Source organism: Ewingella sp. C233 (assembly GCF_055407225.1).
The window spans coordinates 22976-45407 of sequence record NZ_JBUZRI010000004.1 but is presented as its reverse complement, the minus strand read 5'-3'; the positions used below and the strand labels follow the sequence as shown (position 1 = coordinate 45407).

19 protein-coding genes are annotated in these 22432 nt (G+C 54.9%); 9 read left to right on the top strand and 10 right to left on the bottom strand.

Annotated features, from left to right (window positions below; genetic code table 11):
• Window positions 1–3: 3 nt before the first annotated feature.
• Complete coding sequence (trpS, locus tag ACZRKO_RS17825) at window positions 4–1026, top strand: tryptophan--tRNA ligase (RefSeq protein WP_463738579.1); 1023 nt, start codon at window positions 4–6, stop codon at window positions 1024–1026.
• A 77-nt stretch (window positions 1027–1103) separates the two neighbouring features.
• Here the strand turns inward: trpS and ACZRKO_RS17820 are convergent, their stop codons facing one another.
• The 5 genes from ACZRKO_RS17820 to nirB all read right to left on the bottom strand — a co-directional run bounded on the left by ACZRKO_RS17820 (window position 1104) and on the right by nirB (window position 8648).
• The gene (locus ACZRKO_RS17820) at window positions 1104–2816 is read right to left on the bottom strand and encodes a ShlB/FhaC/HecB family hemolysin secretion/activation protein (protein ID WP_463738578.1); all 1713 of its coding nucleotides are present in this window, start codon (window positions 2814–2816) and stop codon (window positions 1104–1106) included.
• Window positions 2817–2924: 108 nt separating this feature from the next.
• Window positions 2925–4115, bottom strand: a complete 1191-nt coding sequence (locus ACZRKO_RS17815; protein ID WP_463738577.1) for a collagen-like triple helix repeat-containing protein — start codon at window positions 4113–4115, stop codon at window positions 2925–2927.
• A gap of 246 nt (window positions 4116–4361) precedes the next feature.
• Window positions 4362–5759 carry a siroheme synthase CysG gene (gene cysG, locus ACZRKO_RS17810; RefSeq protein WP_463738576.1) on the bottom strand — a complete coding sequence of 466 codons (1398 nt, stop codon included), beginning with the start codon at window positions 5757–5759 and terminating at the stop codon, window positions 4362–4364.
• A 13-nt stretch (window positions 5760–5772) separates the two neighbouring features.
• The gene (nirD, locus tag ACZRKO_RS17805; protein WP_463738575.1) at window positions 5773–6099 is read right to left on the bottom strand and encodes a nitrite reductase small subunit NirD; all 327 of its coding nucleotides are present in this window, start codon (window positions 6097–6099) and stop codon (window positions 5773–5775) included.
• Window positions 6096–8648, bottom strand: coding sequence for a nitrite reductase large subunit NirB (gene nirB, locus ACZRKO_RS17800; protein ID WP_463738574.1), 2553 nt, complete (start codon window positions 8646–8648; stop codon window positions 6096–6098). The genes nirD and nirB overlap by 4 nt, the downstream gene beginning before the upstream one ends.
• A gap of 212 nt (window positions 8649–8860) precedes the next feature.
• On the opposite strand from nirB, the gene ACZRKO_RS17795 reads away from it, so the two are divergent.
• Window positions 8861–10144 carry a cytosine deaminase gene (locus ACZRKO_RS17795; protein ID WP_463738573.1) on the top strand — a complete coding sequence of 428 codons (1284 nt, stop codon included), beginning with the start codon at window positions 8861–8863 and terminating at the stop codon, window positions 10142–10144.
• Window positions 10145–10154: 10 nt separating this feature from the next.
• Here ACZRKO_RS17795 and ACZRKO_RS17790 read toward each other — a convergent pair whose 3' ends face one another.
• From ACZRKO_RS17790 to ACZRKO_RS17780, 3 genes are read right to left on the bottom strand one after another with little or no spacing between them, the layout of a single operon-like run.
• Window positions 10155–11150: a LacI family DNA-binding transcriptional regulator gene (locus ACZRKO_RS17790; RefSeq protein WP_463738572.1), complete on the bottom strand. Its 996-nt coding sequence runs from the start codon at window positions 11148–11150 to the stop codon at window positions 10155–10157.
• A 40-nt stretch (window positions 11151–11190) separates the two neighbouring features.
• Window positions 11191–12498: a 6-phospho-beta-glucosidase gene (locus tag ACZRKO_RS17785; protein ID WP_463738571.1), complete on the bottom strand. Its 1308-nt coding sequence runs from the start codon at window positions 12496–12498 to the stop codon at window positions 11191–11193.
• A complete protein-coding gene (locus ACZRKO_RS17780) occupies window positions 12485–12808 on the bottom strand; it encodes a PTS sugar transporter subunit IIB (RefSeq protein WP_463738570.1) in 324 nt (107 codons plus the stop codon). The genes ACZRKO_RS17785 and ACZRKO_RS17780 overlap by 14 nt, the downstream gene beginning before the upstream one ends.
• Window positions 12809–13132: 324 nt before the next feature.
• Here ACZRKO_RS17780 and ppiA point away from each other — a divergent pair, with 324 nt between their 5' ends.
• From ppiA to argD, 6 genes are all read left to right on the top strand, one after another.
• Window positions 13133–13702, top strand: coding sequence for a peptidylprolyl isomerase A (ppiA, locus tag ACZRKO_RS17775; RefSeq protein ID WP_463738569.1), 570 nt, complete (start codon window positions 13133–13135; stop codon window positions 13700–13702).
• Window positions 13703–13790: 88 nt separating this feature from the next.
• On the top strand, window positions 13791–15344 hold the full coding sequence (locus ACZRKO_RS17770) for a helicase HerA-like domain-containing protein (RefSeq protein WP_463738568.1): 1554 nt from the start codon (window positions 13791–13793) through the stop codon (window positions 15342–15344).
• Between the two features lie 115 nt (window positions 15345–15459).
• On the top strand, window positions 15460–15630 hold the full coding sequence (locus ACZRKO_RS17765) for a YhfG family protein (protein ID WP_463738567.1): 171 nt from the start codon (window positions 15460–15462) through the stop codon (window positions 15628–15630).
• Window positions 15620–16222, top strand: a complete 603-nt coding sequence (locus ACZRKO_RS17760) for a putative adenosine monophosphate-protein transferase Fic (protein ID WP_463738566.1) — start codon at window positions 15620–15622, stop codon at window positions 16220–16222. The genes ACZRKO_RS17765 and ACZRKO_RS17760 overlap by 11 nt, the downstream gene beginning before the upstream one ends.
• A gap of 57 nt (window positions 16223–16279) precedes the next feature.
• A complete protein-coding gene (locus ACZRKO_RS17755; RefSeq protein ID WP_463738565.1) occupies window positions 16280–16855 on the top strand; it encodes an aminodeoxychorismate synthase component II in 576 nt (191 codons plus the stop codon).
• A gap of 179 nt (window positions 16856–17034) precedes the next feature.
• Window positions 17035–18252, top strand: a complete 1218-nt coding sequence (argD, locus tag ACZRKO_RS17750; protein WP_463738564.1) for a bifunctional acetylornithine/succinyldiaminopimelate transaminase — start codon at window positions 17035–17037, stop codon at window positions 18250–18252.
• 600 nt (window positions 18253–18852) lie between these two features.
• Here argD and ACZRKO_RS17745 read toward each other — a convergent pair.
• Together ACZRKO_RS17745 and crp are read right to left on the bottom strand one after the other, a co-directional pair.
• Window positions 18853–20937: a YccS/YhfK family putative transporter gene (locus ACZRKO_RS17745; protein ID WP_463738563.1), complete on the bottom strand. Its 2085-nt coding sequence runs from the start codon at window positions 20935–20937 to the stop codon at window positions 18853–18855.
• A 94-nt stretch (window positions 20938–21031) separates the two neighbouring features.
• Entirely contained in the window at window positions 21032–21664 is a 633-nt protein-coding gene (gene crp / locus ACZRKO_RS17740) for a cAMP-activated global transcriptional regulator CRP (protein ID WP_140474130.1), read from the bottom strand.
• Between the two features lie 360 nt (window positions 21665–22024).
• Here crp and ACZRKO_RS17735 point away from each other — a divergent pair, with 360 nt between their 5' ends.
• Window positions 22025–22432 (top strand): OsmC family protein, encoded by a 408-nt coding sequence (locus ACZRKO_RS17735; RefSeq protein ID WP_463738562.1) that lies wholly within the window; start codon window positions 22025–22027, stop codon window positions 22430–22432.

Sequence of the window (22432 nt, the reverse complement as noted above, 5' to 3'; positions counted from 1 at the left end):
AAAATGAGTAAACCCATCGTATTTAGTGGTGCACAACCTTCTGGTGAACTGACCATTGGCAACTACATGGGTGCGCTGCGTCAGTGGGTAAAATTGCAAGACGACTACGAGTGTATTTACTGCATTGTTGACCTTCATGCCATCACCGTACGTCAGGATGCTGCGCAACTGCGTAAAGCGACCCTCGACACGCTGGCGCTGTATCTGGCTTGCGGTATTGACCCGCAAAAAAGTACCATTTTTGTGCAGTCACACGTTCCTGAGCATACTCAGCTGAGCTGGGCGCTGAACTGCTACACCTACTTCGGTGAACTGGGCCGTATGACGCAGTTCAAAGACAAATCAGCGCGTTATGAAAACTCCAGCAGCGAAAACTCCAGCATTACCGCCGGTCTGTTTGACTATCCGGTGCTGATGGCCGCCGACATCCTGCTTTACCAGACCAATCAGGTGCCGGTTGGTGAAGATCAGAAACAGCATCTTGAGTTGAGCCGCGATATCGCAAACCGCTTCAATGCGCTTTATGGCGATGTGTTCACCATACCTGAGCCATTTATTCCAAAATCTGGCGCGCGCGTGATGTCGTTGCAGGAACCGACTAAGAAGATGTCCAAGTCGGACGATAACCGCAATAACGTGATCGGCCTGCTGGAAGATCCGAAGTCAGTGACTAAGAAAATCAAACGCGCAATGACCGACTCCGAAGAGCCGCCTGTTGTGCGTTACGATATCGCGACCAAAGCCGGTGTATCCAATCTGTTAGATATCCTTTCCGGTGTGAATGGCAAAACCATTGCCGAGCTGGAAGCGGAATTCGAAGGCCAGATGTATGGCCATTTGAAAGGGGCCGTAGCAGAAGCCGTTGCCGGGATGCTGACTGAGTTGCAGGAACGCTACAACCGTTTCCGCAACGACGAGGCTTTACTACAGGAAATCATGCGTGACGGTGCCAATAAAGCCCGCGCCCGTGCGCAGGTTACGCTGGCAAAAGTTTATGAAGCAATCGGATTCGTACCCGCTTCCTGATCATTGCCCGGCACTGAAAAACCATGCTAATGAGCGTGGTTTTTTTATGTCTGCTTTAAACCGGTGGAATCTGGCGGTCAGGAACCCGCATTGAAGTTATAAGTGAACGTAGCGTTATAGCGCCAATCACGTTTATCGCTGTCCAATGGCACATCACCGATAGGGCGCGCAGCTTCAACGGAAATGGTGTAATGGCGGTTATCCCCAAACATCACACCCAGGGCATAAGAAGACAGGTTTTGCTTCGGGATGCCCCCCTGATTAAAGCCGGTATGAGCGGCATCGACGACCACATAGGGCTGAATGGTCTTCAGCCACGGCCCTTGATCGACACCATAGAGATAGCGCATATCGACCTGCCCGCCGACGCCATAGTCACCAGACGCATCACTGTCCGGATAACCGCGGCCATAATGCAGCGCACCAAAGTTCACGCGCTCCGGCTCGGGTAAATCGTTATCTGACCAGTCGCCTTCTACTGAGGCGCTCAGCCGCCACTTTTTGTCGAACAGATAGGCGGTGTCGCCGTTGAATTTCCAGCGAGTAAAGTTGAGATCAGCATTTGGCGTCGAGTTGGTTGCCCCCAATCCATCGATGCCCTGACGTACATTGAAACGGGTGTTCCAGTACGCCTGATCAAATTCGCGGTAACCCGCTAACGTAATGTCCGCCGCCGGGTAACGCACGCGCTGGTTTACATCCGGCAACTGAACCTGTCGCGCACCCTGCGTCGCCCACAGGTCATAGGTGTATTTTTTGTCGGTATAGTCCAGACCGCCGCTGAGCGTCCACTGATTTTTACGGGTTAATTCCAGCGGATAGCTGAACACCACGCCGCCGTTGTACTGCGTTTGGGTATTTTTGGAGCCGATATTTATTCCATCAGGTAGCGCCAGTATCTGATTGTAATCTTTGTCTTTCTGCTGGTAATAACTGCCTTTGAGTTGCATTAGCAGGCCATCGTCGCCGATATACTGCTGATAGTTCAGACCTGCATAGGTTTTGCGCGTACTGCTTTCCAGCGGGATTAAGGTGGCAATGCCCAACTGCTCGCCATACGTGTTCAGACCGCTCAGCGTAGCGTTGACGATGGCCGAACTGTCATCTTTTCGCGTATCCACCGCCGTGGCGATGTTCCAGTTACGCTGACGTTGTGCGTCTACGTTCAGGATCGTCGCGCCATAGATATTATTTGGGTTGTTGGCGGAGGCGGTGACTTTGGTGTCTGGCGTGCGGTTCATCAGCAAGGTATAGCGTTCGAAGGTGTCCTGCGTGAGCGGGTTTTCGGCCATGATGTGTTGCGACAGCTTGCTGAGCCAGCGCCCGATCTGGGTGTTGTCACTGTGAATTTGCGTGGCAGAGATATAGCCCTCCACCAGCCCTATTTTTACCACGCCATCGTGAAAGTTATCTGCCGGTAAATAGGCATACGAAAGAATAAAACCGTCGGAATGGTAGCGCTGAGTGATGCTGTCGGTGGCTGCGAGCAGGGCTGAAAGTGGTACTTTCCTGCCGACGTCTTTGGCGAAGGGTTGCGCGAGCGATTCCAGCGGATAGCGCGTACCGCCAATAAACTGAATATGTCTGACATCGATCAGGGTTTGCGGTGTCACTGAAGTAACAGGACTTGGGGTAGAAATGGTGATTTTTTGTGATTTGGCAGGAGGCTGGGAAACCGGCTGAGCCAGTTTCGCTGGGTTGTTCGGGTCAATCAGCGTCGGGAACATGTCGGCAGAGCTATAGCCAATGACTGTTCCAAACAGCGCCACTATGCAGGATTTTATTTTCATAAGCATTCCTTTGGTCGCATAGATAAAAGGTCGGACTCAGCTTGCAGAAGCTCACTCCCCGACCTCGCCGGGGAGTGCTTGATGCTTTTTGTTCTGCCTTGCGGCGGTTTATTGTTTAGGTTTTTGCACGGTGAGACCGGCAGTTACGCTGGTCAGGCCGCTTACGGTGCCCTGAAGCCCGGAAATTAATCCGCCAGCCGGTGAAGCCGAAGCACCGGCACCCGCTGAGATCCCGCCGGAATTACTGGCGGTGGATGTCGTGGTACTGCTGGCCGGAACCACTAACACGCCCGTTCTTGATACCGCCTGTCCGGTATCAGTGACCGTGGTGCCAAGGCCTGCCAGTGCCGGTGTTGAGCTGGTTAATTGTGTGCCCGCTGAGCTGACGCTGGTACCGACCTGATTAAGCAAACCGCTAACCGGCGTACCTAACCCCGTTGCGCCACCTACATTCTGGGTCACGCCCTGAACCTGAGCGACAACCGGTGTGACGATGCCCGTTGCAGACGTTGTTACGCCGGATAATGCCCCGTTTTGCAGGTTCTGCGCCAGACCGTTTCCGGTGTTGGTCGTCAACTGGCCGACGTTATTTACCAGCCCGCCTGCCGCACCCGTCACTCCACCGAGCGGCGTACCCACCGTGTTAGTGGCCAGTGATGTGCCCAGCCCGGAAACACCGGTGCCTAAATCAGCCACGGCTTTAGGTACGCCAGCGGCGGTAGTGCCCAGCGCATTGGGATTGACGCCGAGCTGCCCGACGCCAGTTTGCACGCCACCACCGACATCCGTCACGGCCTTACCCGCGCTGTCGACGATGGTCACGACACCCGTTCCGGCGACCGGGATATTACCGATAGGCGTTTGGGTCGCAATGCTGCTGACCTGAGTGCCGAGTCCACTGACTGCGCCACCGGCGCTGCTGAGTATGGTTCCGGTAGCCAGAGGGGTGACCGTTGTTCCGCCCGTACCCGTACCGCTTCCTGAGCCGGTTCCTGTCCCTGTGCCCGTTCCTGTCCCCGAACCAGAGCCAGAGCCAGAACCGTTGCCTGCCGTTGTGGTGCCATCACCGGTTGTTGTGCCGGTACCGCTTCCTGTGGTGGTGGTTCCATTACCCGCCGTCGTCGTTCCATCGCTGCCTGATGTTGTACCGTCACCGGTTGTCGCAGAACCGGTCGTTGAGGTTTTTGCCGTATGAGATGAACCCCCGCCGCCGCTGCCGCTACAGGCAGCCAGAGACAGGGCGATCAGGATTGCCATGGCAATCTTGTTTATATGACCAACATGAATGATAGGGCGCATAATTTGACCCTCCACGGGCGAAGGCGCCACAGTTGGCGCTCTTTAAGTTTAAGTGGAAGGTTCTGAATATTCCATTTGGGGTGGTTTTATATTTTTAATAACGTCGGTGATTATCTAAAATTCAGCCCTTATATTCTGTTGTATTTTTCTCCTGTGAAATAAAAAAGGGCGTGAAGAAATATTCACGCCCCTGAATTGATTAAATAATATTCTTAGTTTCCGCCTGTTAATAAGACACCGTTGACATTACTGTGGGTGCTTATCGACAACCGTTTCACTGGCAAACCAATTGAGTTTTTTGCGCAGGCTGACCACCGATCCGACAATAATCAGACTCGGGCTTTGCACTTTTTCAGCAAGGGAGCCGAGCTGCGTCAGTTCACCAGTCACCACCCGCTGCTGTTTGGTGGTGCCGTTTTCTACCAGTGCCACCGGGGTGGCAGCGGGCAGGCCATGTTCCAGCAGGCGGCGCTGAATTTCAGCGGCCTGCGTCAATCCCATATAAAACACCAGCGTCTGTTGGCTTTGCGCCAGACAGGTCCAGTCGAGGTCGCCGTCCTGTTTCGCATGGCCGGTTATCAGGCGAACGCTTTGTGCGTGATCCCTGTGTGTCAGCGGAATACCGCTGTAAGCGGAACAACCGGATGCGGCGGTGATCCCTGGCACGACAGAGAAGGCAATGCCTTCGGCTTTCAGCGCTTCCAGCTCTTCGCCGCCACGTCCGAAGATGAACGGATCGCCGCCTTTAAGGCGAACGACGCGTTTACCCAGCTTGGCCTGCTCAAGCAGGATCTGATTGATTTGATCCTGCGGCACGCAGTGGTGACCTGCACGCTTGCCGACAAAAATCCGCTCGGCGTCGCGGCGCACCAGATTCAGCACCTCTTCAGACACCAGGCGGTCATACACTACGACGTCAGCCAGTTGCATCTGTTGCAGGCCTTTGAGCGTCAGTAGGCCCGCATCACCGGGACCGGCACCCACCAGAATCACTTCGCCATGATGCTCAACCGGTTCACTGAACAGTTCTTCGATATAGGCATCACTTTGTTGCTGGTCATTGTTAGCCAGCGACTGCGCCAGACGGTGATGGTTGAACAGCTTTTCCCACCAGCGGCGGCGCAGGACCATATCAGAGAAATGCTGTTTCACTCGATGACGCAATCCACCTGCAGCCTGCGCCAGCTTGCCCAGATGTTGCGGCAGAATAGCTTCGAGACGCTCACGCAATAGCCGCGCCAGCACTGGCGCGTTGCCTCCGGAGGAGACGGCAATCATCAGCGGTGAGCGGTCGATAATCGACGGCATGATAAAGCTGGCACTTTGCGGTGCATCCACCACATTGCAAAAAACGCGACGCTGTTCGGCGGCAACGCTGACTGCCTGATTCACCTGTTCGGAATCGGTCGCGGCGATCACCAGCCACTTATCATCCAGCAAAAGGGGTGAAAACTCACCGGTCAGCAGTTCGGCGTTGCCTTCGGCTGCCCAGACGTCGAACTGCGGGGTGAAGCTCATGGCGTTAACCGTCAGTTTCGCCCCGGCATCCAGCAGTAACCGGGCCTTGCGCTCTGCGACTTCACCCGCGCCAACCAGCAGACAGGCTTTATTGTGTAACTGGCAAAACAGCGGGAAGTAGTCCATGGCAGAGGCGCTCCTAAAGGTGAATTTGTACGTTGCCGTCTTTCACGCGCGTTTCAAAAGCCGCGATGGAGTGACTGTCGTCTTCCATGCACAGGCCGTCGGTCAGGCGGAAATGCTGCTTTTTCAGCGGACTGGCAACCCACAATTCGCCCTGATGCTCGCCGATAATGCCGCGCGACAATACGCTGGCCTGGGCGAACGGGTCAATGTTTGAAAGCGCGAAAATTTGCTCGTCGGTAAACGGGCGGAACAGCGCCACCTGCTGGTCGCCTGCCAGTGCGCAGACGCCGCAGCCCGGCAGGATTTGCTCGATGGAACAGAGTGTCAGCCACTGGTTCATAATACTTCCTCCCCGGCGTTAATCACGGTGACCGGTATACGTTCGTCCGGACGGGCCGGGCGGTGTTGCAGACGTTCGCCAACAAACTGTACGTTCGGGTCACGCTGTTCGCTGTTGATGAAATGAGTGAAGCGGGTTTGCGCCGACGGGTCATTGAGCGTTTCCTGCCATTCGCAGACGGCGGAATCACGCAGGCGCGCCAGTTCGGCTTCCAGCTGAGCGTTAAGGCCGAGTTTGTCGTCGACAATCACTTTGCGCAAATAGTCGATGCCGCCTTCCAGACTTTCCAGCCATACCGAGGTGCGTTGCAGTTTATCGGCGGTGCGGATGTAGAACATCATGAAGCGGTCGAGATATTGCAAGATCTGGTCGTTATCCAAATCCGCTGCCAGCAGGTCGCCGTGGCGCGGTTTCATGCCACCGTTGCCGCAGACGTACAGATTCCAGCCATTTTCGGTGGCAATAATTCCGACGTCTTTGCCTTGGGCTTCAGAACATTCACGGGTACAGCCGGAGACGCCAAATTTCATCTTGTGCGGCGTACGGATGCCCTTGTAGCGGTTTTCAAGACTGATACCAAAGCCGAGGCTGTCGCCGACGCCGTAACGGCACCAGGTGCTGCCGACGCAGGTTTTTGCCATACGTAAGGCTTTGGCGTAGGCCTGACCGGTTTCAAAGCCAGCGTTAATCAGTTTTTGCCAGATGGCAGGTAAATCATCTTTCTGCGCACCAAACATGCCGATGCGCTGTGAGCCGGTGATCTTGGTGTAGAGATTGTATTCGGCAGCAATTTCGCCAATAGCCTGCAGGCCCTGCGGGGTAATTTCACCACCCGGCGAGCGTGGGATGACGGAGTAAGTGCCGTCTTTTTGCATATTGGCGAGGAACACGTCGTTGGTGTCCTGCAACTTGGTGTGTTGCGGTTTGAGCACAAACTCATTCCAGCACGACGCCAGCAGTGAACCGACGGTCGGTTTACACACCTCGCAGCCGTAGCCTTTGCCATATTTTGCCAGCAACTGGTCGTAGGATTTTATGCCTTCGACGCGGATCAGGTGGTACAGCTCCTGACGGGAATAAGCAAAGTGCTCACAAAGGTGGTGATTGACTTCAATGCCTTGCTTGCTCAGTTCGGCGTTCAGCACCTGCGTCACCAGCGGAATACAGCCGCCGCAGCCGGTACCGGCTTTGGTCGCTGATTTCAGCGCTGCTACGGTGTGGCAGCCGCCCTGAACCGCTTTGATGATGTCGCCTTTGGTGACGTCAAAACAGGAGCAGATTTGCGCGGTATCAGGCAGGGAGTCCGTGCCGATTGCCGCACCGCCGCTGCCCGCGTGCGCAGGCAGGATCAGCGCGTCCGGATTTTCCGGCAGTTCAATATTGTTCAACACCAGTTGCAGCAGATTGCCGTAATCGCTGGTGTCGCCAACCAGCACTGCGCCTAACAGCGTTTTGTTGTTTTCGCTGACGATCAGGCGTTTGTAGAGCGCTTTGCTTTCGTCGAGATAGACATAACTGCGCGCGCCCGGCGTTCGGGCATGGGCATCGCCGATACCGGCGACGTCAACGCCCAGCAGTTTCAGCTTGGCGCTCATGTCAGCACCGGTGAACTGATTGTCACGCCCCAGCAGATGGTCGGCAGTTACCTGCGCCATTTTGTAGCCCGGCGCGACCAGGCCGAAAGTACGCTGGTTCCATGAGGCGCATTCGCCGATGGCGTACACGTCCGGGTCGCTGGTCTGGCACTGGTCGTTGATCACGATGCCGCCGCGTGGCGCAATCTCGAGATCGCACTGGCGGGCCAGTTTGTCCTGCGGGCGGATGCCGGTGGAGAAGACAATGAAATCGACTTCAAGCGACGTGCCGTCAGCGAACTCCATGGTTTTACGGGCGCTGCTTCCGCCCTGAACGATCTCTTTGGTATTTTTTGCCGTATGAACCCGCACGCCCATGCTTTCGATTTTCTGGCGCAACTGGTTGCCGCCCATCACGTCGAGCTGTTCAGCCATCAGGCCCGGAGCAAATTCAATGACGTGAGTTTCCACGCCGAGGTTTTTCAGCGCGCCCGCGGCTTCTAGACCGAGCAGACCGCCGCCGACCACCGCGCCGCGTTTACTGCGGCGGGCGCAGGCTTCGATGGCGTGTAAATCTTCAATCGTGCGGTAGACGAAACAGTCCTGACCGTCAGACCCTGCGATTGGGGGTACCCAGGGGTAGGAGCCGGTGGCGATAATCAGTTTGTCGTAATACAGCGTACGGCCACTGCTGGAGTGAATGACTTTCTCTTCGCGGTTCAGCGTAATGGCGCGCTCGCCGATCAGCACGTTGACGCCGTGCTTCTCGTAGAAGCCTTCGCGTACCAGCGACAGCTCTTCCGCCGTGTGGTGCGAGAAGTAGGAGGAAAGATGAACGCGGTCGTAGGCCACGCGCGGCTCTTCACAAAATACCGTGATATCGAACTGGCCGGGTTCGGCTTTATCCAGTAAATCTTCGATAAAGCGATGGCCGACCATGCCGTTGCCAATAATCGCGAGTCTGACTTTGCTCATGTTTGCCTCAAAATTGATTTCTATCGGCTCAACATAGCGCGCGTGAAGGAGGGGGTATTGATGCAAATCAAGCAGCCCCCAATATACCTCTTAGGTAGTATTTGACTGATTTTATTGAATTTTTATGTAACCTTTCGATTTATAAACACTTTCAGGCTATTGTTCAGGTATTGGCAATTATTTAGCCTTCATTCCAAACGATGAGGTAACGCGTGACGACACCCCTTTTGCGTACCATTAAGAACGTACAAATACCTGACCGTGAAGGGTTATGGCAGATTGATATAGCCGATGGCCGCATACGTCAGATCATCAGGCAGCCAGAAGACACGGCAGAAAAAGACGGCGTACTGGATGCACAGGGCGGGCTGGCGATACCGCCGTTTATCGAACCCCATATTCATCTCGATACCACACAGACCGCTGGGCAACCGACCTGGAATCAGTCCGGTACGCTGTTTGAAGGCATTGAACGCTGGGCAGAACGCAAAGCATTACTGACCCATGAAGACGTCAAGCAGCGCGCATGGCAGACGCTGAAATGGCAAATCGCTAACGGCATTCAGCACGTGCGCACCCATGTGGATGTGTCGGACCCAACACTGACCGCGCTGAAAGCGATGCTGGAAGTGAAGGCCGAGGTCGCGCCGTGGGTTGAGGTTCAGATCGTGGCGTTTCCGCAGGAAGGCATTATGTCGTATCCGAACGGCGAAGCCCTGCTGGAAGAGGCGCTGAAGCTCGGCGCTGACGTGGTCGGTGCGATCCCGCATTTTGAATTCACCCGCGAATACGGCGTGGAGTCCCTGCATAAAACCTTCGCACTGGCGCAGAAATACGACAAGCTGATCGATGTGCACTGTGACGAAATCGATGACGAACAGTCGCGCTTTGTCGAAACCGTCGCTGCACTGGCGCTGCGTGAAAACATGGGCGAACGTGTCACGGCCAGCCACACTACTGCCATGCACTCCTACAACGGCGCGTACACCTCGCGCTTGTTCCGCCTGCTGAAGATGTCGGGGATTAACTTTGTCGCCAATCCGCTGGTGAATATTCATCTGCAAGGTCGCTTTGATACTTACCCGAAACGCCGGGGTATCACGCGGGTCAAAGAGATGCTCGACGCCGGGATTAACGTCTGTTTCGGCCATGATGATGTCTTCGATCCGTGGTATCCGCTCGGTACGGCCAACATGTTGCAGGTGCTGCATATGGGGCTGCATGTCTGTCAACTGATGGGCTATCAGCAGATAGATGATGGCCTCAAACTGATCACCACCTACAGCGCGCGCACCATGAACCTGCAAGGCTATGGTCTGAAAAGCGGTAATGACGCGAATTTGGTGATCTTACCGGCGCAAAGCGGCTTTGACGCGGTGCGCAGGCAGACGCCAGCGCGTTATTCGATCCGTCGTGGTCTGGTGATCGCCGAAACACAGCCGGCGCAGACGGTGATTCATCTGGATAAAACCGAGTCCGTCGATTTCAACAGTTAAGGGCAGGGATTCAGCCTGGCGGCGGGGCGACCGAATCACGGCTGACAATTTTCGGCGTAAACTGCTGGCGGAGAAGTTCACCATCCAGTGACAGCTCGTCGAGCAACAGACAGGTGGCAAATTGCGCCATGTCGGTGATTGGAAAATGGACGCTGGTCAGGGCCGGGCGGACAAAGTCTGCGCGCTCACCGCTGTCATAGCAGATCAGCGAAATATCCTGCGGAACGCGCAGGCGGTGCTCACTGATCGCCAGCAGCGCGCCCATCGCCATATCTTCATTACAGCAGTAAATCGCCGTTGGTCTGACCGGTTGGCGCAGCAGCGTATCAGTGTGGCTGAATCCGCTGTCGATCCGGTAATTCCCTTCGAGCGTGGCCAGCGGCGTAATGCCTGCCTGCTCCATGGCATCGGTAAAACCCTGCCAGCGCAGGCGGGCAGAGAACCGCGTCAGCGGCCCGCTGATGCAGGCAATTTTACGGTGTCCGGCGTCGAGTAAATGTTGGGTGGCGAGATGACTGGCGAGGGCGTGATCAAAGCTAATGCAGCGTGACTCCAGCCCCGGCACCAGCCGGTCGAGCAGGACAAACGGATTGCTGTTATGAGCAAGCTCCCGCAAGCGTTCATCGGTGATATGGCGGACGTGCAAAATCAGGCCATCACAGCGCAGGCCGAACAGCCGCGAAATCGCCTGCTGTTCGTTTTCTTCGCTGTCACGACCTTGCGTCACCACCAGTTGTTTTCCCTGTGACTCGGCTTCGGTCTGGACCACATCCATCAGCGCGCCAAAAAATCCGCCGCGATAAGAGGTGGTGACCAGCCCGAGGGTATTGCTGTGACTCGACGCCAGCGCGCGTGCCGCCGGATGCGGGCTGTAACCCAGCATCGCGATGGCCCTGACCACAATTTCACGCGTGGCCGCTTTCACCTTCTGATCGCCGTTGACCACGCGGGAAACGGTGGCACGGGATACTCCGGCATAGGCTGCGACGTCTTCCAATGTCACCATACTGGCTCCTGTAGCCCCGCCAGTCAGGGGCAGGGAAAGATCATCTGAACTGAGGTAAATACGGCGCGTTAAGCTGTAAAACCTCGTCGAAGAGTTGTTGTGCCAGTGCGGCATCGCCGACCAGCGGATTGGTCATTAGCGCCAGCAGGCCGCTTTGTCTGTCGCCGTGCACCGCGCAATCGATGGTCAGACGCTCGAAGGTTTTCACCTGATCTGCCAGCGTGTGCAGCACCGGTGGCAGGCGTCCGAACACCAGTGGCGATGCCCCATTGGCGTCAATAATACAGTTGGTTTCTACCACGGCGTCGTCCGGTAAGCCATGAATAGCACCATGATTTGATGTATTTACCACCATCTGGGTGCCGAGATTATTATGTATCGAGCGGATCAGTTCCAGTGCGACTTCGGAATAGAACGAACCGCCACGGAAACTCAGCTGCTCTGGCTTGGTGTTCAGATGCGGATCGGCGTAGAGCGCAAATAGCTCTTTCTCGACTTTCATCACTTTCTCAGCGCGAGTTCCGCCGTCGGCAGCCTGCTCCAGTTCTTCGGCCAGCATCGCACGCGGCAGATAGAAATAGCGGTGATACGGGCAGGGGATCACCCCCAGCGCACGCAGCAGTTCCGGCTTCCACGGCTGCTCTTTAATGTTGTTCATGGTCAACGTTGCGCCATCGCACAGCATATCCAGCGCGGTTTGGGTGACGTCTTGGCCGTTTTGCAGCACGCGGTGTACCCAAACCATATGGTTCAGACCCGCGAATTGCAGGTGGATCTCATCATCTTTCGCACCGAGCATTTTGGCGATCATGTGATGCATGGTGATCGGCACATTACACAGACCAATGATTTTGGCTTTGCTGTGGCGGGCCACCGCTTCGGTCACAATACCGGCCGGGTTGGTGAAGTTGATGATAAACGCGTCAGGCGACAGCGCTTCGACTTTACGGGCGATCTCGAGTAAGACCGGGATAGTGCGCAGCGCTTTGGCAAAACCACCAACGCCGGTGGTCTCCTGACCAATCAAACCGTATTTCAAACCCAGACGCTCGTCGGCGGCGCGGGCTGGCAACTGCCCGACGCGCAACTGCGTGAGCACAAATTTTGCGCCTCTGATGGCGTCATCCAGCGCAAAGTGCACGCTGACCTTCACATGTTCCAGTCCGGCACGAGCCAGCATCCGGCGTGTGAGATCGGCGATGATGCCCACTTTTTCGCGTCCGGCTTCCACATCTACCAGCGCCAGTTCGGTGACCGGCAGCTCATCGATGCGCTGAATTAACCCTTCGACCAGTTCAGGTGTGTAGCTGCTGCCGCCGCCGATAATGGCAATTTTAAACGGATTCATGTGTACCTCCGATAAGTTCCAGCGCCTTGTTCAGCACGTTGTCGCCGCGCATGGTGCCGTAATCCATCATGTCGATCACGGCCACGGTTTTGCCCAGTGGCTGAGCAATATCCACCAGGCGTGCCAGTTCGTAGCGCACCTGCGGCCCGAGCAGCACGACGTCGGCCTCGTCAATAATGGCTTCAAACTCCGCCACCGGCACGGCGCGCACGTCGACCTCAAGGCCGCGCGTTTGTGCTTCACTCAGCATTCGCTGAACCAACATACTGGTCGACATTCCTGCGGCACAACAAAGGACTATTTTCTTCATGTTCGACTCCTGGCTGTTTTTAGAAAGTGTGATTCAGTGAAATTTGATGAATGAAACAGAAAATGAGAGCGCTCTCATTTTTTATATCTTAGCCTGAACCCGAAGTCAAAAATTGAACAATATGCAAAAGCGCGACACACCCGACAAAAAAAACAGTCTCTGCTACGTAAATAAAAGTAAAGGTCTGGCGCCGCGTGGATTGGCTCTTTAGAATCAATGGGTTTAGCCCGATAGATTTCGAGCTGCCGCGATGTGAGTCTCTACCTCGTGGCAGCTCGAAATCTATCGGGTACAGTGGTTTGTATTTTTGATAAAGGAATCGTCATGTTTAAACGTACTTTAGTGACCGTCACCGCGCTGCTTTCCCTGACCGCGCTGTCACCTGCCGCGCTGGCCGCCGCACAGCAACACGTACTGCTGACGACCTCCGCAGGGAATATTGAAGTAGAACTCGACAGTGCCAAGGCTCCGGTTTCTGTGAAAAATTTCGTTGATTACGCCCAAAGCGGCTATTACAACAACACCATATTCCATCGCGTCATCCCGGGCTTTATGATCCAAGGTGGCGGGTTCACTTCTGACATGCAGCAGAAGAAAACCAATGCGCCAATCGCCAACGAGGCGGATAACGGCCTGCGTAACCTGCGCGGCACCATCGCCATGGCCCGTACCGCCGAGAAAGACAGCGCAACCAGCCAGTTCTTCTTCAACGTGGCCGATAACGCCTTCCTTGACCATGGCCAGCGTGACTTCGGTTATGCCGTCTTTGGTAAAGTAATCAAAGGCATGGACGTCGTGGACAAAATTGCCCAGGTGAAAACTGACAATGTCGGTCCTTACCAGAACGTACCCACCACGCCGGTTGTGATCCTTTCTGCCAAAGTCCTGCCATAATTTCTGGTAGTGTCTAAGAACATCAAAAGCCTTCCATCGTGAAGGCTTTTTTATGCCCAAAATTGAGCTGAATTCAAAGGACAATCAAATGAGTGAAGCACGTCTGATAGCCAAAGCCATGCATGACGGCAAACCGGCACAAGATCTGGTCATTTTACCTGCGCTGGCTAACCGCCACGGTTTAATCACCGGCGCAACCGGCACCGGGAAAACCGTCACCTTGCAGAGAATGGCCGAGCAGTTTTCCCGCATCGGCGTGCCGGTATTTCTGGCTGATGTAAAAGGCGATTTGTCCGGCATCGGCGCGCAGGCAGTGGTCTCTGACAAACTGAATGCCCGGCTTCAGGAAATTGGCGTCACCGACTGGCAGCCGCAGGCCTGCACGATTATTCCGTGGGATGTCTTCGGCGAGAAAGGCCACCCCATCCGCGCCACGGTCTCCGACCTTGGCCCGTTGCTTCTGGCGCGCCTATTGGATTTAAACGACGTGCAGGGCGGCGTGCTCAATCTGGTGTTTAAAATTGCCGATGACAACGGCCTGCTGCTGCTCGACATGAAAGATTTGCGGGCGATGGTGCAGTTTGTCGGGGATAACGCCAAACAGTTCCAGACGCAGTACGGCAATATTTCGCCCGCGTCAGTCGGGGCAATTCAGCGCGGACTGATGTCGCTGGAAAGTCAGGGGGCCAATCAGTTCTTCGGCGAGCCGATGCTCGATATCAACGATTTGATGAAAACGGATACCAGCGGGCACGGCATCATTAACCTGCTGGCGGCAGATAAATTGATTAATCAGCCGAAACTTTACGCCGTATTCCTGCTGTGGCTGCTGGCGGAATTGTTCGAGCATCTGCCGGAAGTGGGCGACCCGGAACAGCCAAAACTGGTGTTCTTCTTCGACGAGGCGCACCTGCTGTTTACCGATGCGCCCGCCGCGCTACTGACTAAAATCGAGCAGGTAGTGCGGCTTATCCGTTCCAAAGGCGTTGGCATCTTTTTTGTTACCCAGAACCCGCTGGATATTCCCGACAGCGTGCTCGGCCAGCTCGGTAACCGCGTACAGCATGCGCTTCGGGCCTTTACCCCACGTGACCAGAAGGCGGTGAAAGCGGCAGCACAAACGCTGCGCGCCAATCCGGCTTTCGATGCGGAAACAGCGATATCTGAACTGGGTGTCGGCGAAGCGCTGGTCTCGTTCCTCGATGAAAAGGGGCGGCCGAATGTGGTTGAACGGGCGATGGTGATCGCGCCTGAATCCAAAATGGGCCTGCTGGGTGATGACGGCCTCAACCGTGCGCTGAACAAATCGCCGCTGTATGGGCGTTATGAAGATGCGATTGACCGCGAATCGGCGTACGAGAAAATCACCGCGCAGGGTTTCGGCACGGTGAATCAGCCGCAAGCTTCTTCACCGCAAAACTCTGCGTCACCCAATTCTGCGCCACAGAAACCGGCTGAAAATCAGGCAAGTGGCGGCGGCCTGATGGGCGGGCTGAATGACATTCTGTTCGGTTCCACCGGCCCGCGTGGCGGAAAGCATGACGGCGTGGTGCAGTCGGTGGCGAAAAGTATGGCGCGTGATGTAGGGCGTCAGATCCTGCGAGGTGTACTGGGCTCCATCATGGGTGGCCGTAAAAAATAACCGGTTTCTGTACTGACTGAACCCTGCTGCGGCAGGGTTTTTTTTCGCCCGTCTTTTCCCTGTCTATACTTAATCCCAGAAGAGAGGAGCCAAAACCCACGCCACAGGAGTTGAGATGAGTAGCAAGCTGACCCAGAAACAGAAAGAAAAGCTGTTCCGTGAGCGACAAAACCCCAACTTTATGGCCAGCAGTCTGCTGGATGGTTTACAGATTGACCTGATCCGGCTCAGCGACGAGCAAATTGCCCAACGGCTTGAAGATTTGAGGGCACACTATGAACGATAAGCTGAACGCAGGTATCGATTCTTACCTCTATCCCGGCCTCCAGGTGCTGAAAAATAAGCTGGAGATCCACGAAACTAACCGGCTCGCTCAGGCCGAGATGGCCTTCACCGCGCTGCGTGCGGCGACGATCACACTCGGGCCTCCCGTGATGGGGCTACCGCATCTGTGTGCCATTCATGAGACGCTGTTTCAGGATATCTATCCCTGGGCGGGTGAACTGCGTGAAATGGATATCTACAAAGAGGACACCCCATTCTGTCATTTCACCTATATCGAGAAAGAGGGCAATGCGCTGATGCAGGCGCTGGAAGATGAAGGGTATCTGGCTGATTTGCCGCTGGATACCTTGTGCAAAAAATTGGCTCATTACTATACGGGTATCAACCTGCTGCACCCATTTCGTGAGGGTAACGGCCGCGCCCAGCGCATCTTCTTTGAGCAGTTGATCATTCATGCCGGCTATGACATTCAATGGTCGAAAGTCGGACAGGTCCGTTGGCTGGAAGCCAATAAAGCTGCGGTATTTGGTGATGAAAAACAGCTGACGGAAATCTTTAATAAAGTGGTCAGTGAAATCGACAGCGGCAACTGACGGCGAAAGTGGGTAGAATCGGCCGGGTAATTTCATCGACTGAAAACCCGGAACGCCATGCTGCTGCTGATCGACAACTACGATTCGTTTACCTACAACCTCTATCAATATTTCTGCGAGTTGGGTGCCGAGGTTCTGGTCAAACGCAACGATCAGCTTAGCCTTGCTGATATTGAACAGCTGGCCCCATCCCATCTGGTGATTTCACCCGGACCTTGTACGCCGGACGACGCCGGGATCTCTCTGGCCACAATCGCTCATTTTGCCGAACGTTTGCCGATCCTCGGTGTTTGTCTCGGGCATCAGGCGATAGCGCAGGCTTTTGGCGGCCAGGTGGTGCGGGCACGGCAAGCAGTTCATGGCAAAACCTCACCCATTCGCCACAACGGGCAAAGCGTATTTCGCGGCCTGAATAATCCCCTGACCGTAACGCGCTACCATTCGCTGATCGTCGCCGCCCAGAGCCTGCCAGAGTGCTTCACGCTCACTGCCTGGACCGAGCGTGAGGGTCAGCCGGATGAGATTATGGGTATCGCCCATAAAACGCTGCCGCTGCACGGTGTCCAGTTCCATCCTGAAAGTATTCTCAGCGAACAGGGTCATCAGTTGCTGGATAATTTCCTTAAGATTTAGCCGCTTAACCTCCACGAACAAATTACTTCCCCGCAAAGGCAGATTTTCGTTTGCCTGCGGATGATTTATTATGCATATTTTATGACTATATTTTCACATTCGACTCGGGTGTGAATACGCTTTTATAATGATGAATGACGTGTGATAACACGTGTAACAGATTGAAGGGGATGAAATTAATGGCAGAGAAAGCAGTGGTGAGTCGTGACGTGTTTGATCGGGTGATTTTGCCTGTTTTTGCACCTGCGCAGTTTATTCCGGTTAAAGGGAAGGGCAGCCGCGTGTGGGACCAGCAGGGCACTGAATACATCGATTTCGCCGGAGGTATCGCGGTGACGGCGCTGGGCCATTGTCATCCTGCGCTGGTGAAAGCTTTGCACGAACAGGGCCAAACCCTGTGGCACGTGAGTAACGTTTTCACCAACGAACCTGCTTTGCGACTGGCGCAGAAGCTGATCGACGCCACTTTTGCCGACCGGGTGTTCTTTGCTAACTCTGGCGCGGAAGCCAACGAAGCAGCCTTCAAGCTGGCGCGTTATTACGCATCGCACCGCCACAGCCCGTACAAAAGCAAAATCATTGCCTTTCATAATGCTTTCCACGGCCGCACGCTGTTCACGGTTTCCGTCGGCGGTCAGCCGAAATATTCCGACGGCTTCGGCCCGAAACCGGCGGACATTGTCCACGTTCCTTTCAACGATCTTGATGCAGTGAAAGCGGTGATTGATGACCATACCTGCGCCATTGTAGTCGAACCCGTTCAGGGCGAGGGCGGCGTGACGCCAGCCACTCAGGAGTTCCTGCAAGGTTTGCGCGATCTCTGCGATCAGCATCAGGCCCTGTTGGTATTCGACGAAGTACAAAGCGGTATGGGCCGCAGCGGTAAGCTGTTCAGCTACATGAATTATGGTGTTACCCCGGATATTCTGACCACCGCCAAAGCGCTCGGTGGCGGTTTCCCGGTCAGCGCGATGTTGGCAACCGAAGAGGTGGCTGCGGTCATGGAGCCGGGCAAACACGGTACCACCTACGGCGGTAATCCGCTGGCCTGCGCCGTCGCCGAAGCCGCACTGGATATCATCAACACGCCGGAAGTGCTGGCTGGCATCAGCGAGCGCCGCGAGAAATTTATTCAGGGGCTCGACGCCATTAATCAGAAATATGGTGTGTTCAAAGAGTTCCGGGGTCAGGGGCTGTTGATTGGCGCCGAGTTGTCCTACGCCTACCAAAATCGCGCCGGTGACTTCCACAAAGCCGCCGCCGAGTTTGGCCTGATGATCCTGGTTGCCGGTCCGAACGTCATCCGGCTTGCGCCATCTCTGGTGATTGAGTTCGCAGACATCAGCGAGGGGATGAATCGCTTTGAGAAAGCGATTGGTAAAGTTTTGGGGGGCTGAGCGAGCTCTGGCGCTTTAAAATTCAAATTCAAGGTCGTGGGCGTCGGCCCACACCGACTTGGGGGCCGCAGTCGCTTGTCCCTCTGGACTCCGAGCTTTTTAAAAAACAGCAGCTGCGCTGGTCACAATGGCCGTGTTTCAGTCACCGCAGTTACAGCCGCAAAATGCCGCCGCTTAGGCGGTGCCCTCCGTTCGGGTTACAACCCGCGCCAAAATACGCGCGGTTTTCCACCCCTTCGTCGGCGTCATTTTTGAATGCGGCCTAGGCTTTCTTAAATTCAAAACCAGACAGATTTATTGTCTTTTATTCTGTTTTTTATCTTTTGACCTACATAGCCGCTAAGGCGCAGTCAGAAATGGCACCGGATGAGAGGTTCGAGACCTGAGGCTCGAATCCCGAAATTCGGGGACGGCGAAGCCGTGACATTTTGCGCCTCACGCGCAAGTTTCAGAACATGTCCAATAACCCAGCGATAGCGCGCAGTTTAAAAACGCAGGATTCCAAAGGAGGTTCGTTTAAACCTCCTTTGGGCCAGTGTGGGCGGCGAGCCCACGGTCTTGACGTTGAAGTCGAATTGGCAATTGAACAGCCGAAACTGTTCAACTCTCCCTGACACGCCGTGTCAACCAGATCCCGTGATGTGGCCTTTGCTTCCACGCCAGTGACGAAATCGTATGCATGACGCTCAGATGTGACAATACCCGTCGCAGATGGCGTTCCATCTCCGTGATGGGCATGTCGGGGTGCAATTCTGGCGTGGCGAACAGGCTGCTTTCGCTGCTCGGGCCGTCGTAGGTCAGGCGCTGCTGACAACTTTGTAGGGCAATTTCGCAACGTTGCAGATAGTCCATCGCCAGCTGTGGCGTCAGCATGTAGTGCTCGCGGGCCAGAATGGTCATGGCATTGATGTGCTCGACAATAAACTGACTGTGCGTCACCCATAAGCGCATGTCGGCCAGATAGCGCGAGTTAAAGCCCGGTTCCTGCATCGCCTGATTGAGCGACGTGAACAGGGCATTGTGCGCCTGGGTAACCTGCATACGGGCGTACGCCAGTTTCACGGGATCGGGATTTTCCTCCAGCAATAAACGGATCGCGTCCTGATCACTTTCCAGCGCCTGCCAGGCGTTCTGGCGCAGCAAACCACTCTGCCACTGCGGCCACAGCCAGAGCGTGCCGCCAAACGCCAGTGCGCAGCCAATCAGGGTATCGATAAGCCGTGGAACGAGAAAATGTGCGCCATTCATCGCCAGCAACTGCAAGGTATAAACAGCGGTGACTGTCATGCCAATCATAGCCAGCCCGTAGTTTTTGCGCAGTACGGTGTAAGACACCACGGTGATCAGCAACATACACAGCAACGTAATGCTTTCGGGCAATTCGAGTTGCAGTAATCCGGCAGCAAGCAGTAAACCTATCAGCGTGCCGAGCGCACGGTGCTGAATGCGTACGCGCGTGGCGTTGTAACCGTTCTGGCTGACCAGCATTACCGTGAGCAAAATCCAGTAAGGTTTTGGCAAATTGAAAAACAGGCCCAGGCTGCTGCCGATGGCCAGTGCCACGCCAAGACGTGCCGCATTGCGCAGCGCCACGGACTTAAACGACAGATAACCTTTCAGCGCCGCCCAGAATGGCAGGCGGTTTTGCGTCTGCATCAGATCGCGTCGGTATAGCGGGCGCTGGGTGCGCAGCAGGCGGGCAATGCGGCTGAAATGGTAATAACAGAACTGGCCGACCGGGTTATCACGGTACCGTGAGGCGATTTTTTCCAGCGCGGCCAGCTCATTCGCCATGGTGAAGCGTTCAGAACGCCGGTGATAAAGAATGTCGTCGGCAATTACCCGCAGACGGGCGGCAATCACCTGGGCGTTACGGCGGATCACGGCTTCGGCGTGGCTCTCTTCCACCAGTTTTTGGACTTCTTCTGGCAGATGCAGGCTGACGGTAATGTGCTCTTGTAAATCCAGTGCGACCTGAAAACGCTGGAATAGCCGTTTGTGCTGATGATGGTGGCCGTTATTGGGCAACATGTGCAGTTGTTGATAGAGCAGGGCGATCAGATCGATGACCTGCTGCTGGCGCTTAAGCAGCGGCGGCAGCGCGGTTTCGGGATCGGTGTGCTGGGTCAGCAGGCTATATTTAGCTTCGAAATAATCCGCCAGTTGCAGATAGAGCTGGCTGAGGCTTTCGCGCATCGGCTGCTCTTCTGACAGCCGGAACCACGCCCAGTTAAACAGCCCGTACCAGGCGGTACCGACGATATACAACAGGGGCGCATGCCAGACAGGCACCACGCCTGCCATGCTGAGTGTGAAGATGGTGGCGACCAGTGCACCGGGCAGCAAACGGGCGTGCAGCGGGCTGATTTCACCCGTCACGCCAAGCACCAGCGCGAACGACAGCATGATAAGCGGGAGCGGAACGTGCCAGTTCACCAGCATCAGTTGCAGCATCAGGCTGCTGAAAGCAAAGAGAGAGCCCCCCACGATCAGGCGTTTGAAAAAGCGCTTATGCGGGGTATCAAGGCCGGAGATATTGCAGCAGGCGGGGACCAGAGAAAATAAGAGTCCCATTTGCAACTGACCGAGCATCCAGCCAATCGCCACAGGAATAGACAGCACCAGCGTCTGGCGCAGGGCATAGTTGACTTCGGGATGGTAAAAAAAACGACGCCATAACGTCATGCGTTGCTTCTTCAGCCGCGCTATCACTGTGTTGTATCCCTATTTCCCAATAAAAACGGCGCGACAGTTGCCTGCCGCGCCGTTTTTCAGGGAATTAACGGGTGCCGTAAACGACAATCGTTTTACCGTGTGCGGAGATCAGGCTCTGATCTTCCAGCATTTTGAGAATGCGACCCACCGTCTCGCGTGAACAACCGACGATTTGACCAATTTCCTGACGGGTGATTTTGATCTGCATACCATCCGGATGGGTCATCGCATCCGGTTGTTTTGCCAGATTCAGCAAGGTTTGCGCGATACGGCCCGTCACGTCGAGGAAGGCGAGGTTACCCACTTTCTCTGAAGTCACTTGCAAGCGTGTCGCCATCTGAGCGGAAAGGCGCATCAGAATGTCCGGATTAACCTGAATCAACTGGCGGAATTTTTTATAAGAAATTTCAGCCACTTCACAGGCAGATTTAGCACGAACCCATGCACTACGTTCCTGCCCTTCTTCGAAGAGTCCCAGCTCGCCGATGAAGTCACCTTGGTTCAGGTAGGAAAGTATCATCTCTTTGCCTTCTTCATCTTTAATCAGGACGGCAACCGACCCTTTCACGATGTAGTAAAGCGTTTCGGCTTTTTCACCTTGGTGAATCAGCGTACTTTTGGAAGGATACTTATGTATATGACAGTGAGACAGGAACCATTCGAGAGTAGGGTCTGTTTGTGGCTTGCCGAGAACCATTAGCTATTATCCTCTGTTGTTATCGCTGCCCAAAATCACAGGGCTCAGAGTTCCCTGTACGGCGTCTTAAAAAGTACGCGCCCTTTTAGCATAAGAACTGTCCAGTAATGCTGCAAGCGGGAGTCGGAGTGAAACAGCGTTATTATTGTTGTTAGCACCGTGGTTTCATGTGAAAACCACAAACCCATCACCGCAATTTACTGAAAAGTGTGTATCGGCTTCGTTTGTAGCACAGGTTTGCGCGGGTGTCTTCTGTTGTCTCGCTTCAGCATGATGGGGATCGGGTTACGTTGCCGGTTTTTGCCTAAAAGGGTAGTCTGAGATAAATTTGGCTGAATATTTATACCAGGAGTAAGGCACATGCAGGCACGGGTAAAATGGGTTGAAGGACTGACGTTTTTGGGTGAATCTGCGTCAGGTCACCAGATTTTGATGGACGGCAATGCGGGCGATAAAGCCCCAAGTCCGATGGAAATGTTGCTGATGTCGGCAGGCGGTTGCAGCGCTATCGACGTCGTCTCTATTTTGCAAAAAGGCCGCAACGATGTGCAGAACTGCGAAGTGAAGCTGACGTCCGAACGCCGTGAAGAAGCGCCGCGTCTGTTCACGCACATCAACCTGCACTTTATTGTGACTGGCAAGAACTTGTCCGACAAAGTCGTCGAGCGCGCGGTGGCGCTTTCTGCTGAAAAATATTGCTCGGTTTCTCTGATGCTGGGGAAAGCCGCATCGATAACGCACAGTTTTGAAGTAGTGGAACCGGAATAA

Bases quoted from the DNA above. Each gene is read 5' to 3' on its own strand.
- trpS (WP_463738579.1), top strand. From the start codon at position 4: ATGAGTAAACCCATCGTATTTAGTGGTGCACAACCTTCTGGTGAACTG.
- ACZRKO_RS17820 (WP_463738578.1), bottom strand. From the start codon at position 2,816: ATGAAAATAAAATCCTGCATAGTGGCGCTGTTTGGAACAGTCATTGGC.
- ACZRKO_RS17815 (WP_463738577.1), bottom strand. From the start codon at position 4,115: ATGCGCCCTATCATTCATGTTGGTCATATAAACAAGATTGCCATGGCA.
- cysG (WP_463738576.1), bottom strand. From the start codon at position 5,759: ATGGACTACTTCCCGCTGTTTTGCCAGTTACACAATAAAGCCTGTCTG.
- nirD (WP_463738575.1), bottom strand. From the start codon at position 6,099: ATGAACCAGTGGCTGACACTCTGTTCCATCGAGCAAATCCTGCCGGGC.
- nirB (WP_463738574.1), bottom strand. From the start codon at position 8,648: ATGAGCAAAGTCAGACTCGCGATTATTGGCAACGGCATGGTCGGCCAT.
- ACZRKO_RS17790 (WP_463738572.1), bottom strand. From the start codon at position 11,150: ATGGTGACATTGGAAGACGTCGCAGCCTATGCCGGAGTATCCCGTGCC.
- ACZRKO_RS17785 (WP_463738571.1), bottom strand. From the start codon at position 12,498: ATGAATCCGTTTAAAATTGCCATTATCGGCGGCGGCAGCAGCTACACA.
- ACZRKO_RS17780 (WP_463738570.1), bottom strand. From the start codon at position 12,808: ATGAAGAAAATAGTCCTTTGTTGTGCCGCAGGAATGTCGACCAGTATG.
- ppiA (WP_463738569.1), top strand. From the start codon at position 13,133: ATGTTTAAACGTACTTTAGTGACCGTCACCGCGCTGCTTTCCCTGACC.
- ACZRKO_RS17770 (WP_463738568.1), top strand. From the start codon at position 13,791: ATGAGTGAAGCACGTCTGATAGCCAAAGCCATGCATGACGGCAAACCG.
- ACZRKO_RS17765 (WP_463738567.1), top strand. From the start codon at position 15,460: ATGAGTAGCAAGCTGACCCAGAAACAGAAAGAAAAGCTGTTCCGTGAG.
- ACZRKO_RS17760 (WP_463738566.1), top strand. From the start codon at position 15,620: ATGAACGATAAGCTGAACGCAGGTATCGATTCTTACCTCTATCCCGGC.
- ACZRKO_RS17755 (WP_463738565.1), top strand. From the start codon at position 16,280: ATGCTGCTGCTGATCGACAACTACGATTCGTTTACCTACAACCTCTAT.
- argD (WP_463738564.1), top strand. From the start codon at position 17,035: ATGGCAGAGAAAGCAGTGGTGAGTCGTGACGTGTTTGATCGGGTGATT.
- ACZRKO_RS17745 (WP_463738563.1), bottom strand. From the start codon at position 20,937: ATGACGTTATGGCGTCGTTTTTTTTACCATCCCGAAGTCAACTATGCC.
- crp (WP_140474130.1), bottom strand. From the start codon at position 21,664: ATGGTTCTCGGCAAGCCACAAACAGACCCTACTCTCGAATGGTTCCTG.
- ACZRKO_RS17735 (WP_463738562.1), top strand. From the start codon at position 22,025: ATGCAGGCACGGGTAAAATGGGTTGAAGGACTGACGTTTTTGGGTGAA.